Source organism: Ruegeria sp. CDSA241 (genome assembly GCF_059611265.1).
This window is the reverse complement of sequence record NZ_JBXWPF010000001.1, coordinates 174152-190071: the sequence shown is the minus strand read 5'-3', so window position 1 is coordinate 190071 and position 15920 is coordinate 174152. Positions and strand designations below refer to the sequence as shown.

The 15920-nt window shown below is 58.1% G+C and carries 14 protein-coding genes; 7 read left to right on the top strand and 7 right to left on the bottom strand.

From position 1 onward, the window contains the following. Positions 1-62: 62 nt before the first annotated feature. Entirely contained in the window at positions 63-1634 is a 1572-nt protein-coding gene (locus AC2FJV_RS00930) for a 2-isopropylmalate synthase (protein ID WP_496688927.1), read from the bottom strand. A gap of 283 nt (positions 1635-1917) precedes the next feature. Here AC2FJV_RS00930 and AC2FJV_RS00925 point away from each other — a divergent pair, with 283 nt between their 5' ends. Then, positions 1918-2583, top strand: coding sequence for an SDR family NAD(P)-dependent oxidoreductase (locus AC2FJV_RS00925; protein ID WP_496712117.1), 666 nt, complete (start codon positions 1918-1920; stop codon positions 2581-2583). Between the two features lie 6 nt (positions 2584-2589). Here AC2FJV_RS00925 and AC2FJV_RS00920 read toward each other — a convergent pair whose 3' ends face one another. Next, positions 2590-4059, bottom strand: a complete 1470-nt coding sequence (locus AC2FJV_RS00920) for an MORN repeat-containing protein (RefSeq protein WP_142635608.1) — start codon at positions 4057-4059, stop codon at positions 2590-2592. Positions 4060-4205: 146 nt separating this feature from the next. Between AC2FJV_RS00920 and AC2FJV_RS00915 the strand changes: the two genes are divergently transcribed. From AC2FJV_RS00915 to AC2FJV_RS00905, 3 genes are all read left to right on the top strand, one after another. Continuing rightward, on the top strand, positions 4206-5864 hold the full coding sequence (locus AC2FJV_RS00915) for an NAD+ synthase (RefSeq protein ID WP_281995373.1): 1659 nt from the start codon (positions 4206-4208) through the stop codon (positions 5862-5864). Between the two features lie 288 nt (positions 5865-6152). Beyond that, complete coding sequence (locus AC2FJV_RS00910; protein ID WP_281972510.1) at positions 6153-6404, top strand: hypothetical protein; 252 nt, start codon at positions 6153-6155, stop codon at positions 6402-6404. Positions 6405-6558: 154 nt separating this feature from the next. Beyond that, positions 6559-7887, top strand: coding sequence for an NAD(P)/FAD-dependent oxidoreductase (locus tag AC2FJV_RS00905; RefSeq protein ID WP_281995372.1), 1329 nt, complete (start codon positions 6559-6561; stop codon positions 7885-7887). Between the two features lie 3 nt (positions 7888-7890). Here AC2FJV_RS00905 and AC2FJV_RS00900 read toward each other — a convergent pair whose 3' ends face one another. Next, a complete protein-coding gene (locus AC2FJV_RS00900) occupies positions 7891-8823 on the bottom strand; it encodes an MBL fold metallo-hydrolase (RefSeq protein WP_496712114.1) in 933 nt (310 codons plus the stop codon). A 140-nt stretch (positions 8824-8963) separates the two neighbouring features. Between AC2FJV_RS00900 and gltX the strand changes: the two genes are divergently transcribed. Next, on the top strand, positions 8964-10289 hold the full coding sequence (gene gltX / locus AC2FJV_RS00895) for a glutamate--tRNA ligase (protein ID WP_281972507.1): 1326 nt from the start codon (positions 8964-8966) through the stop codon (positions 10287-10289). A gap of 51 nt (positions 10290-10340) precedes the next feature. Here gltX and AC2FJV_RS00890 read toward each other — a convergent pair whose 3' ends face one another. Beyond that, on the bottom strand, positions 10341-10910 hold the full coding sequence (locus tag AC2FJV_RS00890; protein WP_142635620.1) for a gamma-glutamylcyclotransferase family protein: 570 nt from the start codon (positions 10908-10910) through the stop codon (positions 10341-10343). A 93-nt stretch (positions 10911-11003) separates the two neighbouring features. On the opposite strand from AC2FJV_RS00890, the gene AC2FJV_RS00885 reads away from it, so the two are divergent. Beyond that, positions 11004-11450, top strand: a complete 447-nt coding sequence (locus AC2FJV_RS00885) for an RrF2 family transcriptional regulator (protein ID WP_142635622.1) — start codon at positions 11004-11006, stop codon at positions 11448-11450. Positions 11451-11452: 2 nt separating this feature from the next. Here AC2FJV_RS00885 and AC2FJV_RS00880 read toward each other — a convergent pair whose 3' ends face one another. Continuing rightward, on the bottom strand, positions 11453-13981 hold the full coding sequence (locus AC2FJV_RS00880; RefSeq protein ID WP_496712112.1) for an ABC transporter permease: 2529 nt from the start codon (positions 13979-13981) through the stop codon (positions 11453-11455). Next, the gene (locus AC2FJV_RS00875; protein ID WP_271948339.1) at positions 13978-14673 is read right to left on the bottom strand and encodes an ABC transporter ATP-binding protein; all 696 of its coding nucleotides are present in this window, start codon (positions 14671-14673) and stop codon (positions 13978-13980) included. Before AC2FJV_RS00875 ends, AC2FJV_RS00880 begins: the two co-directional genes overlap by 4 nt. 26 nt (positions 14674-14699) lie before the next feature. On the opposite strand from AC2FJV_RS00875, the gene AC2FJV_RS00870 reads away from it, so the two are divergent. Beyond that, positions 14700-15359, top strand: coding sequence for an arylesterase (locus AC2FJV_RS00870; protein WP_496693607.1), 660 nt, complete (start codon positions 14700-14702; stop codon positions 15357-15359). Here the strand turns inward: AC2FJV_RS00870 and AC2FJV_RS00865 are convergent, their stop codons facing one another. Next, positions 15360-15917 (bottom strand): L,D-transpeptidase, encoded by a 558-nt coding sequence (locus AC2FJV_RS00865; RefSeq protein ID WP_142635628.1) that lies wholly within the window; start codon positions 15915-15917, stop codon positions 15360-15362. Positions 15918-15920: the final 3 nt, after the last annotated feature.

The following is a 15920-nucleotide window of genomic DNA, read 5'->3' as shown; positions in this document are numbered from 1 at the left end:
AGGGCGTCCGGCGTAGCCGGGCACCTGCAGGTGCGGGAGCCCTTGGGAGTTTCATCTGGCGGTCAGGTCAGGTCCTTGTAGCTGATTTCACGCGTGTCTGCACCTGGCCCGGCCTTTTCACGGCGCATGATCAGGCGGTTCAGTGCGTGGATATAGGCCTTGGCGGATGCCACGACCGTATCGGTATTCGCTGACTGACCGGTGGCGATCATGCCGTCCTCTTCCAGCCGAACCGATACGGTTGCCTGCGCATCAGTACCCTCGGTCACAGCATGGACCTGATACAGTTGCAGGCGGGCGGTGTTGGGATAGATTCGGCGAACGGCTTTGAAGGTGGCATCGACTGGACCGTCGCCATGTTCGGTCGCGACAATGTCCTTGCCATCCACTTCCAGTTCGACCGTCGATTCCGCCTGACCGCCGGTGCCGCAGGTGACTTTCATCGAAACCAACTGCAGGTGATCGTCGGCCTCATCATCCTGGCTCATCAACGCGATCAGGTCGTCGTCAAAAACCTCTTTCTTGCGGTCGGCCAGATCCTTGAACCGCACGAAGATGTCCTTGAGCTGATTGTCACCGACCTCAAAGCCGAGCGTTTCCAGCTTATCGCGCAACGCAGCCCGGCCCGAGTGTTTGCCAAGCGGCAAAGAGGTGCCCGACAGGCCGATATCTTCAGGGCGCATGATCTCGAAATTCTCTCGGTTCTTCAGCATGCCGTCCTGATGGATTCCGCTTTCATGCGCAAAGGCATTCTTGCCGACAATGGCTTTGTTGAACTGAACCGGGAAGCCCGCAACCGTCGCAACCCGGCGCGAGATATGCATGATCTTGGTGGTGTCGATGCCGGTATGCCACGGCATGATGTCATTGCGGGTGCGCAGCGCCATCACAACTTCTTCCAGCGCAGTATTGCCCGCACGCTCGCCAAGGCCATTGATGGTGCACTCGATTTGACGCGCACCACCAGCGACAGCCGCCAGTGAGTTCGCCGTCGCCATGCCAAGATCGTTGTGGCAATGGGTGGCAAACACCACCTCATCCGCGCCCGGAACCGTTTCGATCAGGCGCTTGATCAGGTCAGCGGATTCGACAGGTGCCGTGTAACCGACAGTGTCGGGGATGTTGATCGTCGTGGCACCGGCCTTGATCGCGATCTCGATCACACGGCACAGATAATCCCACTCGGTCCGGGTCGCATCCATCGGCGACCACTGTACATTTTCGCACAGGTTGCGGGCGTGGCTGACGGTTTCGTGGATCTTGTCGGCCATCTCGTCCATGGTCAGGTTCGGAATGGCACGGTGCAGTGGAGAGGTGCCGATGAAAGTGTGGATGCGGTTCTTGCCAGCGTGTTTGATCGCCTCCCAGCAGCGGTCGATATCAGCGAAATTCGCACGGGCCAACCCACAGATGCGGCTGTTTTGTGATCGCTCGGCAATCTCGCTGACGGCTTTGAAGTCGCCTTCTGATGCGATCGGGAAACCGGCCTCGATGATGTCAACACCCATCTCGTCCAGCAGTTCCGCGATTTCCAGCTTTTCGGCATGGGTCATGGTCGCGCCGGGGCTCTGCTCGCCGTCGCGCAAAGTGGTGTCAAAGATCAAGACGCGGTCTTGGTCGGTCACATTGGTCATGGGATTCTCTTTCTTCTTCTGTCCTAAAGCCTATGGCGCGCGGGCGTCCTCCTCTGAGCGGGCGCGCCGGGTGGCACGCTCAGAGGCGGATTAGGATCAGTAGGCCACGCAGAGACGCACCGCAGGGGGCGGTGTCGGCAACAAGGATATCTGCGCGGTTGATCATGGGGTTGAGCTTATACAGCGCATGCGGGGAATGAAAAGTAGGAATTTCATGCAGACGTCAAAACCTGCACGAACCGTGACGGTTGATTGCCGAGTGAAGACCGCTAGTTGATCCGGAATGGAAAAAGCTCTCATCATAGGTGCCTCGGGTGGTATCGGTGCCGCGCTGCAAAGGCTGTTGACCATGCAATCCGTAGACGTAACCACCTTGTCGCGTTCTGCTGATGGTTTCGACCTCACGAATGTCGAAGCTGTCGGCCCGGCTCTGGAAGCATTGCAATGCCCGTTTGACATGATCTTCATTGCGACGGGTGCTTTGGAAATCAATGGTGCACAGCCAGAGAAGTCCATCAGATCAATTTCAGCGCAAGCAATGATGGACCAGTTTGCCCTGAATGCGGTTGGTCCGGCCCTTGTGCTGTCACACGCTGCGCGGCTGCTACCACGGGACAGGCGATCTGTCGTAGCGGTGTTGTCCGCCCGCGTCGGATCAATCGGAGATAATCAGCTGGGTGGATGGATCAGCTATCGGGCCTCAAAAGCTGCGGCCAACCAGATTGTGCGCACATCCGCGATTGAGCTGGCCCGCACCCACAAAGAGGCGATCTGTGTGGCCCTGCATCCGGGCACAGTGCGTACAGAATTCACGCGCAAATATGTCGGGCGACACCCGGCCGTTGAATCGGATGAAGCTGCGCGAAACCTGCTGAGCGTCGCCAAGGCGCTTGTGCCCGCAGACACGGGCGGGTTCTTCGACTGGGCTGGAAAACCTGTGCCGTGGTGAGACCCGCTAACCGTCAGAGGCAGGGCTGGTTGCCGTTGTCGCGCTGTCGTCTGCCGGAGCACTCTCCTGCGGCTCGCTGGTGTTTTCACCCGGCAGAACACCGTTTTCCCAGACGCCGGTTTCTTCTTTGCCGTCTGCATAGCGCATCGTGCCGTCACCGTGGCGTTTGTTGTCCAAAAACCCACCTTCGTACACGTCACCAGTCGCATAGGTAGCGGTTCCGGTGCCGCTGATCTTCCCCTCGACCCAACCGCCTGTATAGGTGAAGCCGCGCGGTGTGGTTATCGATCCTTGCCCGTGGCGCTGCCCATCTTTGAAATCACCCTTGTAGGTCGTTCCGTCCGGGAAGCTGGCTGTGCCCTCGCCCTGGCGCGCACCGTCGACCCAATCGCCTTCATATTTGTACCCGTTTGCAAATGTCAGAACACCGGTGCCGTGGTTCAGACCGTTCTTGAACTGCCCATCGTAGATGGCGCCGTTCGGGTAAGTGGCCTTGCCCTGACCCTCGAAGACGCCGGCGATCCAGTCGCCGTCGTAAATCAGGCCATCAGGATAGGTGTGCATTCCTTTGCCATGGGGCAGGTCTGCACTGAAATCACCGACATAGGTCGAACCGTCAGGATAGGTCAGCTCTCCGAGGCCCTCAATCTGGCCGTCTTTCCATTCACCAGTATAGTCAAACCCGTCCGTGCCCAGAAAACGGCCTTTGCCGTGGCGGCGATCATCGTGATAGTCACCTTCGTAAATGGCGCCACTGGCATAGGTTGCCTTGCCCTTGCCTTGTCGGCGCCCATCAAAAAAGTCGCCTTCATACAAATCGCCATTGGCTTGCAGTAGACGGCCTTTTCCGGTCATGCGATTTTCGGACCAGTCACCCGTATAACTCATACCTTCCGGCCGTGTCAGGCTACCTGTGCCATGACGCTTGCCGTCTTTGATGTCGCCCTCATACACGTTGCCTTTGGCTGAGGTGATCTTGCCTTTGCCCTGCTTGACCCCGTCGACCCAGTCGCCCTCGTAGACCTCTCCGGTCGGGTCGGTCAGAGTGCCTTTGCCGTGGTGCCGGGCATTCTTGAACCCACCTTCGTATTTCGCTCCGTTGGCATAGACGGCGACTCCTTGGCCGTTGAACGAGCCATCGGCCCATTCCCCTTCATAGCTGCCACCATCAGCATAGATGATCGTTCCGAACCCTTCGGGTTGACCGTTGGCAAAGGCGCCCTGATAGATCGACCCGTTAGCATAGCGCGCGATACCCTGACCCTGAATTTCGCCTTCGATCCATTCGCCTTCGTATTCGAAACCATCCGGCAACTGGTAGGTGCCGGTTCCGTGCCGCAGGCCATTTAGGAACGTGCCTTCGTATACGCCGCCCACTTCGTCATCGGCCACGACTACCTGATCGTTCTGCGCGAAGGCGGTCAGCGCTGACAGGGTCAATGCAACTGCGGCGATTGAAGTGCGAAAAACGTTCATGTTTGGTCCTGTCTGCGCGAGCATCGTGCTTTTGCGCAAAACTAGGATACCGACGCAGGCAGGGCAACGGCTTTTGCCTTATTGGTCTTTCACTCGCGGTGCGATCTGGTAAATGGCAATAGGACAGACGAGGGCAAGAGGGCAGTATGGCCGACCGTTTCCGTATCACTCTGGCGCAACTCAATCCCATTGTCGGGGATTTGGAAGGCAATGCGGCCAAGGCTTTTTCTGCGTGGGAACAGGCGCGCGAGGCCGGTGCCCAACTTGTTGCTTTCCCCGAGATGTTCATCACCGGCTATAATACGCAGGACCTTGTGATCAAGCCCGCGTTCCACAAAGCCGCAATGAAAGCTGTTGAGGCGCTTGCGGAACGTTGCGCCGATGGACCTGCGATTGCGATCGGTGGGCCGTGGTTCGAAGATGACCGGCTGTATAACGCCTATCTCATCCTCAAGAACGGCAGGATCAGCAGTAAAGTGCTGAAACATCACCTGCCGAATGAGACAGTCTTTGACGAAGTGCGCCTATATGATTCCGGCCCGCTGGGCGGTCCCTATTCGGTTGGCAACTCTCGGATCGGCAGCCCGATCTGCGAAGACAGCTGGCATCCGGATGTTGCCGAGACGCTGGAGGAGACAGGAGCCGAGTTTCTGCTGATCCCCAACGGCTCGCCTTATTTCCGAAACAAATATGATGTGCGCCTGAACCATATGGTGGCGCGCGTGGTTGAGACCGGATTGCCGCTGATTTACCTGAACATGGTCGGAGGGCAGGACGATCAGGTCTTTGACGGGGCGACCTTCGGGTTGAATCCAGGCGGAGAACTGGCATTCCGAATGCCTGTGTTCGACGAAGCGATAGCGCATGTGGATCTTGAACGCGGCGATGCAGGTTGGCGCATAATTCCGGACGAGATTGTGCCGCAGCCAGATGCGTGGGAGCAGGACTATCGCGCGATGGTCCAGTCTCTGCGTGATTACATGGCCAAAACCGGGTTCAAAAAGGGTGTTCTGGGTCTCTCTGGCGGCGTTGATTCAGCCCTTGTCGCGGCAATAGCGGTGGATGCGATTGGCGCTGAAAATGTTCGCTGCGTGATGTTGCCGTCGGAATATACCAGCCAGGATTCTTTGGATGATGCCGAAGCGGTGGCTAAGTCGTTGGGTGTTCACTATGATTTCGTCCCTATTGCACAGGGGCGCGCGGCGATCACGGATACGCTTGCCCCATTGTTTGCCGGGCGAGACGAAGATCTGACCGAAGAAAACATCCAGTCCCGCCTGCGGGGGCTGTTGCTGATGGCCCTGTCGAACAAGTTCGGCGAGATGCTGCTGACCACAGGCAACAAATCCGAAGTCGCCGTTGGATATGCCACGATCTATGGGGATATGAACGGTGGTTATAATCCGATCAAAGACCTGTACAAAACCCGCGTGTTCGAGACCTGCCGCTGGCGCAATGCCAATCATCGCGGCTGGATGAAAGGCCCTGAGGGTGAAGTCATCCGACCCTCGGTCATCGACAAACCTCCTAGTGCCGAGTTGCGCGAAGACCAGAAGGACAGTGACAGCCTGCCGGATTATCCGGTTCTGGACGCCATTCTGGATATATTGGTTGATCAGGATGGGTCGATCGCGGATTGCGTAGCCGCCGGGTTCGAAGAAGCCGTTGCGCGCCGGATCGAACATTTGGTCTATATCAGCGAATACAAACGGTTTCAGTCCGCCCCGGGGACACGTTTGACCAAGCGGGCATTCTGGCTGGATCGTAGGTATCCTATCGTGAATCGTTGGCGCGACAGGACCTGACGCCTTACAGGAATCACCATTCTGACGCGAAAACTGTTTCCAATTTATGGGCAATAGTCGCCTGCTTCTGGAACTGTTTTTGTTTTTGAATGCAGCGGCTTAGATTTTCTTGGGCGTATCCGAGCCCCACTTGATGCTCGGTCTTTTTTTTGCCACATTTTAGCTTGATTGTTGCCCTATGTGGGGCGGATGCGACGCATTGTGGGAAATAGGTGTTGATGAGCTTTCCCTTCGGTCTTTAGCGACGCGTCCGAAATTGGATGTCTGAGTTAACGATTTGGTGCCATTATGTACGATGAATACGATAAACCGCTTCATTCACCGCCAAAATGGCGGTCTATGCAATCCGAAGGTCGGTCTCTGGATGAGGCAAAGGTAGATGCTGCCATTGCCAATTTGTTGAATGAAGAGGTGCCCAAAGAGGAATCCACGACGGTGGGCCCCGGCGCGCAGTTTCTGGAAACAGAAGCCAAGGTGCCGGAAGGCAGTATCGCTACCTCTTTGCGTCAGAAACTGGCTGAATTGTGCGGCGCGGCCTGAAGTTTTCAAAATCCTGAATTAGATGCGCTGGCTTGCCACGTTGGCCGAATGGTCACAGGCCTGAGCAATAGTCATTGAAGCGAAGTTTCTTCTGTTGCGTCTGTCCTGATCCCGCGCCTTCATTGCGGTCCGTGCAATGAGTTATGAGCGGTTGATGCCTGGCCCCAAGCCTAATGCTGTTGAACCCGATCTAAAGCTGCCAAAAGCCGTTGATGTTGTTGTCATTGGTGGAGGAATTATTGGGGCATCAACCGCCCTCGAACTGTCAGAGCGGGGAATGTCTGTCCTTCTGTGCGAAAAGGGACAAATTGCCTCTGAGCAGAGTTCACGGAACTGGGGATGGGTGCGTTTGGGTATGCGCGATCCTCGGGAAATCCCGCTGATGCAGGAATCACAGCGTATCTGGGCGCAGCTCGATCAACGCACCGGGCGCAAGACAGGTTTCACACAGGCCGGTATCCTGTTCGGCGCCTCAGGCAAGCGGGAACAGAGCAATCTTGAACGCTGGCTTCGCCATGTGGAGGGGTTGAATACTGGGGCAAGGATGGTGTCCGGGGCTCTGTTGGCGGAACTTATGCCAGACCATCAGACGGGGTTGGATTGCGCATTGTTTATGCCGCAAGACGGTAGGGCGGAACCGCAATGGGCTGCACCCGCAATCGCCGAAGCTGCGCGTGACCGGGGGGCCCTGTTGATGACCAACTGTGCAGTGCGCTGTCTGGATACAGAGGCGGACCGTGTCGTCGGTGTCTTCACAGAACGCGGTCGCGTGGCCTGCGGCAATGTCGTACTGGCGGGCGGTGCGTGGTCGCGCTTGTTTGCAGGGAATGCTGGAGTTGATTTTCCACAACTGAAGGTGCTGAACACCGTATTCCGAACCTCTCCGGTTTCCGGTCCTGAGGCTGCCTTGTGGTCGGACAATTTTGCAATACGCAAGCGGGACGACGGAGGGTATACGATTGCGTCCGGGCACGAAAACACCGTTGATATCGTGCCGGATAGCCTTCGTCTGGCGTGGCAATTTCTTCCTGCGTTTCGCCAGGAGTGGCGGTCGCTGCGGTTTCGGGTGTCGAAGCGGTGGGCCGAAGAGGCGCGACAAGATCGGAGGTGGTTGCCCACGGATGTGACACCGTTCGAACTTTGCCGCACTCTGGATCCCGAACCATCGCTCCGGGTGTTGCGGCGGGCTTGGAAAAGCGCAATCAGTGGTATTCCCGCGCTAAAGCAGGTTGAAATCGTTCAAAGCTGGGCAGGGATGATTGATGTAACGCCGGATGCGATCCCGATCATCTCGCACGTGGACCACAGGCCCGGCTTGTTCATCGCTACGGGTTTCTCGGGTCATGGGTTCGGAATCGGGCCCGGTGCCGGGCGGCTGATGGCTGATCTGGTCTCGGGCAATGTCCCCTGTGTTAATCCGGCCGTTTTCCGCCTGTCCCGCTTTACGGACGGGTCGAAAATCCGGCCGGACCTGGGGTATTAGACGTTAACCCATCATCTGATAGCTGACCGGGACAAATCGGAACCCATCGCCGCGCGTCTCGACGAAACCGGCGGCAGGGAAGGGCATGTGATATCCGATCATCGGGATTTTGTCCGCCGCCAGCATTCCCAGCACATTACGCCGAGAAGCGGCGGCTGCGGCTTTGTCCATGTCGAATTTCACTTCCCACTCGGGTTGGGCGAAGGACCAGACATAGTGATTGGCCAGATCGGCCGTCAGCACCAGACGTTGACCGTTGCTTTCCAGATGAAAGACCGTGTGTCCGGGGGTATGCCCATGCGCTGAAACGGCGGTTATTCCGGACAGAACCTCGCCGCCATCGCCGACAAAGGTCATCTTTTCGGCCATTGGGGTCACTTTGGCGGCGACCAGATCGCCGACCCGATTGCCGGAATCCTGCGCGGCCCAAAAGTCATACTCGGATGATGCGGTGACATAGCGCGCATTCGGGAAGGTTGGCGCGTCATTTGTGGTCATGCCGCCAATATGGTCAGGGTGCATATGGGTGATGACGACGACGTCGATTTGATCCGGGTTCACGCCTGCATCTGCCAATGCCGCCTGAATGCCGCCTTGCCCAAGGCCAGTATCAAACAGCACAAGTTCAGATCCGGTATTGACCAGCGTTGGTGTGAAAAAGAACTGGGCTTTATCGGTAGGAATAAAATTCTGGGCCGATACGTTTGCAAATTCCTCATCCGTGGCGCCACCGCCGAAAATCTCTTTGGCGCCATCGCGCGGCAGGCTGCCATCCAGCAGAGTTGTTACGGTGAAATCGCCCAGCTGGAACGATTTCGCGATGATTGAATTCGCTTTGGTATCGCTTGCTGCAGCCAGGATTGGGGTAGCAGCTGATGCAAAAGGCAATGCTGCCGCCGCGCCCAGTGCGGCCCTACGAGTTAGTGTAACGGTCATTTTGAGATCTCCCTGTGTGTGCCAGCACTTTGAAGATAGGGTATCGCCCGAGGATTGCCACCTGACGTTGGCGTGAACCGGTGCGGTGGCTGGACAATTTGCCCATCCTGTGAGAAGAGCCGCGCCAACAGGAGACTCCTATGACAACCACCCGTTTCGCCCCGTCGCCCACCGGTTACATCCATGTGGGCAACCTGCGCACAGCGCTGATGAACTACTTGATTGCCCGCAAGGCCGGCGGCACGTTCATCCTGCGTATCGACGACACAGACCCCGAGCGGTCGAAGGAAGAATATGTCGATGCCATCAAGCAGGACCTCGAGTGGTTGGGCCTGCATTGGGACCGGGTCGAACGACAGTCCGAGCGTCTGGACCGCTATGCCGAGGCAGCCGACAAGCTGCGCGAGATGGGTCGTTTCTATGAGGCTTTCGAAACCCCGACCGAGCTGGACCTCAAGCGCAAGAAGCAGCTGAATATGGGCAAACCGCCGGTCTATGACCGCGCAGCATTGAACCTTAACGACGCCAAGAAAGACGCGCTGCGGGCAGAACGTGGCAACGGTGTCTGGCGCTTTAGGCTGGATCATGAACGGATCGAGTGGACCGACGGCATTCTGGGCGATATTTCGATTGATGCGGCCTCGGTCTCTGACCCGGTTCTGATCCGGGGCGACGGTCAGGTTCTGTACACGATTGCGTCGGTGGTCGATGATACCGAAATGGGTGTGACCGACGTGGTGCGTGGCTCGGACCATGTGACCAATACCGCGACGCAGATTCAGATCATCCAAGCGCTGGGCGGTACTTGCCCGCGTTTTGCACATCATTCTCTGCTGACCGGCCCCCAGGGCGAGGCGCTGTCTAAGCGACTGGGCACGCTGGCTCTGCGTGATCTGCGCGAGCAGGGCGTACAGCCGTTAGCATTGCTCAGCTTGATGGCGCGTCTGGGCTCATCCGACCCGGTTGAGTTGCGGACAGAGATGGCCGAGCTGATCGATGGATTTGACATTGGTCGTTTTGGTGCCGCACCGACCAAGTTTGACGTTCAGGACTTGTTTCCGTTGACGGCAAAACACCTGCAATCTTTGTCATTGGCCGACGTTGCGGATGCTGTGGCAGATGCGGGCGTACCGGCCGAACTGGCCGAACCATTCTGGGCCATGGCCCGCGAGAACATCACCACTCTGGCAGACCTGAAAGGGTGGTGGGAGCTGTGCCGTAACGGTGCCGAACCACTGATTGCCGATGAAGACCGAGAGTTCATCACCGAGGCCGTGGCGTTGTTGCCAGAAGGCCCTTTCGACGGCGCGACCTGGGGGCAGTGGACCAGCGCGGTGAAAGACGCGACAGGCCGCAAGGGCAAGAGTCTGTTCATGCCTTTGCGCAAGGCACTGACAGGAATGGAGCGCGGCCCCGAGATGGCCACCCTGTTGCCCCTTCTGCAGGTGATCCGCGCGCGCGGCTGATCTTAGTGCGTTAGATTGTGATAAGGCGTGGTCTGCTGGCCGCGCCTTTTTCTATAAGGTCTTTACGATCTGGGCTGCTATTCGCTTCAGCCGATCATCCACAAAACAAGTCTCATCCGGTTTCAATGCCTGGTGGCGCGGATACCGCGGCTCTGCCCGGTCATTCAGGATCGGGGCGTCCCAGCCATCAGTGGTGGCAAAAAAGCGATCGGCGCCCTCGGACCCGAACGCACGCAAATAGCCCTGCACAACCACATCGATATAGCTCATCAGCAGGGGGTGGCGCCGGCTGGCCGCGGATTGACGGTCATCAGGTACGGCATAAACAGCGATCTCAACCTCGTGTGGCAGAGAATGGGTGACGGCCTTAGTCGCTGGAACGCGGTCGTAGGCCCACTCACGTTGATCCAGCGCGTCCCAGTCATTTCCCGGGACATGGGCAATCATGCCGTCGATTTCAGAAGTGGGATCCGGAATGGCGGTCAGGAAAGCGACCGGGCGCAAATCGGTATGCCGCCAGGCCCGCCGCCATCCCTTCAACTGCGCGGGATGCGGGTCGGGGAAATCGTGGGTCGCGAGGTTCACGAGGCTGCCGTAGCCAAAGAAATAGGGGTCTGCCATGCGGGATCACTTCTGACCGGGAATTGATGTATGTCAAACCGCTTTTTTGCCCAACATGCAATAAGGCAGCATGTTGAACTTAGGGAGGCAAACATGCGGATAACCAAGCGGACAAATATTGCTGTGCGCCTACTGATGTATTGTGCAGCAAATCCAGACAGGTTGGTGACCAAATCCGAGATCGCAAAGGCCTGTAATATCTCGGAAAACCATTTGGCGCAGGTGATCAACCAACTCAGCCAGTTAGATTATCTGAGCACTCATCGCGGTCGCAATGGCGGTATGGTACTCGCTAGATCTGCTGATCAGATACGGATCGGTTCGGTTTTTCGGCATATCGAGGGCGACTTGCCGATTGCCGAGTGCTTTGCGGATGCCGACAATACATGTCCGCTCACCAACGCCTGCCGGCTGCGTCTTGCGCTGCGGGACGCGGCCGAGGTCTTTTATGCCTCGCTGGACGAAATCACGCTGGATTCGCTGGTGTGTGACAATGCAAATCTGCTGACGATTTTGCAGCCCGTCGCCTGCGTCCGATAAACTCAGTCGCTGGCGCGCAAGATGCGCGCCGGGCGAACGGCAAGGGGTTTCAAGGCAAAGATCAACCCCGCGCCCAGCGTGACGATGATCCCGGCCAATACGATGCCGATGGCAGATGGCCAGATGACGTCAAAGCTGGTGTCGAAAATATATGTCGCAACCGCCCAGCCGCCGAGGATGCCCACCATCAGGGCCACAATTCCAGCGGCAGACCCCAGCAGAACAGCCCGAAGGGCAAAGCTGATCAATATGCGCCGACGGTCGGCACCGATGGTCTTCAGGACTGCGGCCTCGTACCGCCGGGCTGGTTCACCCGCTGCCGCGGCGCCGATCAGGACCAGAAAGCCGGTTAGCAGCGATACACCAGCCCCATAAGACGTCGCAGCGGCCAACCCGGCCAGCAGACCCGAGACCCGGTCAATCGCATCGCGGACACGGATTGCGGTGATATTGGGGAATTTACCCGCCAGATCACGAAGGATCGCGGCTTCGGCCTGCTCTTCGGCATAGACGGTGGCAATGAAGCTATGCGGTGCGCCGGCCAGGGCCGACGGGTTCATGGACATGATGAAACCCATCCCGGCGGTCGAGAAATCCACCTCGCGCAGAGAGGTGAGCTCTGCGGTGATGTCGCGCCCCAATATGTTGACGGTCAGTTGGTCACCCAGCTTCAGGCCCATCTCTTCGGCCTCTTCAGCGGCGAAGCTGACCTGAGGCGTTCCGGAATAGTCCTCGGACCACCATTCCCCGGCGGTGACCCGTGCGTTCGAGGGCGGGGCGTCGGAATAGGTGACCCCGCGGTCGCCTTCCAGTACCCAGTGGTCCCCGGCGACCTCAATCGCGGGCTGCCCGTTAATCTGCGTGATGATCCCGCGCAGCATGGGCGCGCTTTGGATCCGGCTTACGGCAGGGTCGTTTTCCAGCCGTTCGGTAAAGCCGGGCATCTGCTCTTTCTGGATATCGACGAAGAAATAAGAAGGGGCGACATCGGGCAGGTTTCCTGAAATCGCGTTTCGCAGGGTGCCGTCGATTTGCCCGACTGCGGCCAGTACCGACAGGCCCAACCCCAGCGACAGGACAACCGATGCGGCCCCTTCGCGCGGATCGGAAATGGCCGACAGGGCCCATCGCAGGGGAGGATTCCCTCGGGCGGGTTTTGTGGTCAGGCGCGCCAGTTTGCGGATCGCCAGCGCTGCCATCGAAAGCAGAACCAGCGCTCCGGCCAACCCGCCGCTGGTCCAAAGGGTCAGGCGCGCCGATCCGCTGAAAAAGGCAGCTGCGCCGATCAGCGCCGCAAGCCCGATGCCTGTCGCTAGGATGTATTTTGCACGGGGCAGGAAGCGCGCCGAAGACAGCGCATCGCGAAACAGGGTCGCAGCGCGGACTTCTTCAGTACGGGCAAGGGGCCAGAGTGTGAATAAAAAGGCGGTGAGCACGCCGTAAAGCGCGGCTTCAGCCAGAGGCTGCGGATAGAACGAGAACACTGCGGGCACAGGCAGGCGAGTTTCGATCAGCGGCGCAAGCAGCAGAGGCACCGATCCACCCAATATGATGCCCAGAAAAATGCCGATGCCAGAGAGAATACCGATCTGGATCAGATAAGTCTGAAACACGGTCGCCCGATCGGCACCCAAAGTACGCAAGGTAGCAATGGTTTCAGTCTTTTGCGCCAGATAGGCGCGCACCGCTGCAGATACGCCGATGCCGCCAACAGCCAGCCCGGATAGTCCAACCAGAACCAGAAAAGCGCTGAGCCGGGCAACAAATTCTGAAATGCCGGGGGCACCGTTCCGTGCATCGGTCCACCGCATTCCGCTGCCTTCAAGGGCTTCGCTTGCCTGCGCCGAAAGAGCTGTAAGATCAGACCCCGGCGGTAGATCCAGGCGGTATTTGGTGGAAAACAGAGTACCCGGTGCCAATAATCCGGAAGTCAGCAAGTCCTGTGTGCGGATCAGCGTGCGCGGACCCAATCCAAACCCGTCTGCCGCCCCGTCCGATTCGTGGATCAGGGCTGCCATCAGGACAAATTCCTGAGTTCCAAGTGAAAACCGATCCCCAACCGATAGCTGAAGCCGGTCGATCAGAGCGGGAGCCATTACGGCACCGGGCGCCCCTTGCTGGCCTGTAAAGGCGTCACGCAGGGGCATCTGGGGCTCTAGTATTGGCTTGCCCAACAATGGATAGGAGTCGTCAACGGATTTGACCTGCGTAAGCGCCCGCTGTGGGTCACTATTCTGCTGCGCGACTGCCATTGACCGAAAATCGACGACTTCGGAGATGGCTAAGGCCGCGTCGTTCATCCATGCACGCTCAGCCTCATCCGCAAAGCGATAGGTGAATTCCAGCTGTGCATCCCCGCCCAGCAGAGCCGCGCCTTCTTGCGTCAGTCCGGTTTGGATGGCGTGGCGGACCGAACCCACTGCGGCAATGGCAGCGACCCCAAGTGCAAGACAAGCCAGAAACACCCGAAAACCGCGCAGACCTCCGCGCAGTTCCCGCCGCGCCAGCCGCCCGGCCATCCGCAGGCTCATTCGGCGGCCTCTTGCCTTGTGTCATCGGCAATCCTTCCATCGCGCAGCCGGACAACACGGTCACATCTGCGCGCAAGGCTGTGGCTATGGGTCACCAGAACTAAAGTAGCACCATGCCTGTCGCGCAGGCCAAGCAGCAGATCAATGATGGCGGCTCCGTTTGTTTCGTCCAGATTGCCGGTAGGCTCATCCGCCAGCAGGATCTGTGGTCGCGGGGCAGAGGCACGGGCGAGCGCGACGCGCTGCTGCTCTCCACCGGAGAGCTGCGCCGGATAATGGTCGCGTCGATGCGTCAGCCCTACGGACTCCAATTCGGCTTCGGCCCGTTGAAAGGCATCTTTGTGGCCGGCCAACTCCAGCGGTGTGGCCACGTTCTCAAGGGCAGTCATCGTGGGGATCAGGTGGAAATTCTGAAATACAACGCCCATGCTGTTGCGTCGGAACCGCGCGAGCTCGTCTTCGTTCATGCGGGTCAGATTTTGCCCGAGTGCGGTTACCTGGCCGCCCGTCGCCTGTTCCAGCCCGCCCATCAGCATTAGTAACGACGATTTTCCTGACCCGGACGGCCCAATCAGACCCAGTGTCTCGCCCTTGTGTACGGAAAGCGTGATGTCGTGCAGGATATCTACCTGACCGGCATTGCCATCCAGCGATAAAGCGGCATTTTCAAGCGATAGAACAGTTGCGATCATGGGTAGGTCCGAACCGAGGTAATCAAATGGGATATGGAGCAGTTGAGATGTTGCGCAAGGCTTTGATGCCGGTGCTTATCACGTGTTGCGGCTTTGCGGCCACAGCAGAAACCGTAGTGATTGCAGCTCTCGGGGATTCTTTGACTCAAGGGTACGGCCTGCCCGAGCAAGACGGATTTGTTCCGCAGCTGGATCGTTGGTTGAAAGATCACGGAGCGGATGTGCGCCTGATCAATGCGGGTGTATCCGGGGACACCACCGCCGGAGGGGCGGCACGTGTGGACTGGACACTGACGCCCGACGTGGATGGGATGATCGTCGCATTGGGCGGGAACGATCTGTTGCGAGGGCTTGATCCGGCAGTTGCACGCGCAAATCTTGAGACGATCCTGAAAGCAGCAGATGGCGCTGAGGTCGCCGTGTTGTTGGTCGGGATGCAGGCGCCGGGGAATTACGGTCCAGATTACAAAGCCGCATTTGATGCGATCTACTCCGATCTGGCGGATCGATATCAGACTGGATATGCGCCAAGTTTTTTCACAGGTTTGACTGCGGCAGGAAACCCCGAAGAAGTACGGGAACACATGCAGGCAGATGGCATCCATCCCAACGCCAGTGGTGTGGCCCTCATCGTTGAAGACCTTGGACCAAAGGTTTTGGAACTTGTGAATTCAGCAGAAGATTGATCAGACGACCGTCACAACTGTTCCAATCGGCACCCGCTGGTACAGGTCGATGACATGCGTGTTCAGCATGCGTATACATCCGTTCGAGGCCGCACGGCCTATGGTCTGCGGCTGAGTGGTCCCGTGAATTCGGAAATAAGTGTCAACGCCGTTCTGGAACAGATAAAGCGCCCGTGCACCTAACGGATTGCCGTCACCGCCAGGCTGCACATAGTCGTTATCCTTGAAACGAGCATATGTAATTGGTTCACGCTCGATCATTTCATTGGTGGGGCGCCAGGTGGGCCACTCCTTTTTGACGTCTATGGTCGCTGTTCCGGTGAACTCCAGCCCGGCTTTGCCCACCCCACACCCGTAACGGATTGCCTTGCGAGGTTCTGTTACGAAGTACAGATAGAACGAGCGTGGAACCACCAGAAGCTGGCCTGGCAGGAATTGCTTTTTGATTCGAACAAATTGTGGAGTAGGGTCGTATTCGACGGCTTTCTTTGCCGACGCGGCGGTCGAAACAAGGCTTGCTGCTGCTGTTGCAGTCAGGAATGTACGGCGTGTCAACATATC

Coding starts and splice junctions, on each gene's coding strand:
- AC2FJV_RS00930 (WP_496688927.1), bottom strand. CDS start 1,634: ATGACCAATGTGACCGACCAAGACCGCGTCTTGATCTTTGACACCACT.
- AC2FJV_RS00925 (WP_496712117.1), top strand. CDS start 1,918: ATGGAAAAAGCTCTCATCATAGGTGCCTCGGGTGGTATCGGTGCCGCG.
- AC2FJV_RS00920 (WP_142635608.1), bottom strand. CDS start 4,059: ATGAACGTTTTTCGCACTTCAATCGCCGCAGTTGCATTGACCCTGTCA.
- AC2FJV_RS00915 (WP_281995373.1), top strand. CDS start 4,206: ATGGCCGACCGTTTCCGTATCACTCTGGCGCAACTCAATCCCATTGTC.
- AC2FJV_RS00910 (WP_281972510.1), top strand. CDS start 6,153: ATGTACGATGAATACGATAAACCGCTTCATTCACCGCCAAAATGGCGG.
- AC2FJV_RS00905 (WP_281995372.1), top strand. CDS start 6,559: ATGCCTGGCCCCAAGCCTAATGCTGTTGAACCCGATCTAAAGCTGCCA.
- AC2FJV_RS00900 (WP_496712114.1), bottom strand. CDS start 8,823: ATGACCGTTACACTAACTCGTAGGGCCGCACTGGGCGCGGCGGCAGCA.
- gltX (WP_281972507.1), top strand. CDS start 8,964: ATGACAACCACCCGTTTCGCCCCGTCGCCCACCGGTTACATCCATGTG.
- AC2FJV_RS00890 (WP_142635620.1), bottom strand. CDS start 10,910: ATGGCAGACCCCTATTTCTTTGGCTACGGCAGCCTCGTGAACCTCGCG.
- AC2FJV_RS00885 (WP_142635622.1), top strand. CDS start 11,004: ATGCGGATAACCAAGCGGACAAATATTGCTGTGCGCCTACTGATGTAT.
- AC2FJV_RS00880 (WP_496712112.1), bottom strand. CDS start 13,981: ATGAGCCTGCGGATGGCCGGGCGGCTGGCGCGGCGGGAACTGCGCGGA.
- AC2FJV_RS00875 (WP_271948339.1), bottom strand. CDS start 14,673: ATGATCGCAACTGTTCTATCGCTTGAAAATGCCGCTTTATCGCTGGAT.
- AC2FJV_RS00870 (WP_496693607.1), top strand. CDS start 14,700: ATGGGATATGGAGCAGTTGAGATGTTGCGCAAGGCTTTGATGCCGGTG.
- AC2FJV_RS00865 (WP_142635628.1), bottom strand. CDS start 15,917: ATGTTGACACGCCGTACATTCCTGACTGCAACAGCAGCAGCAAGCCTT.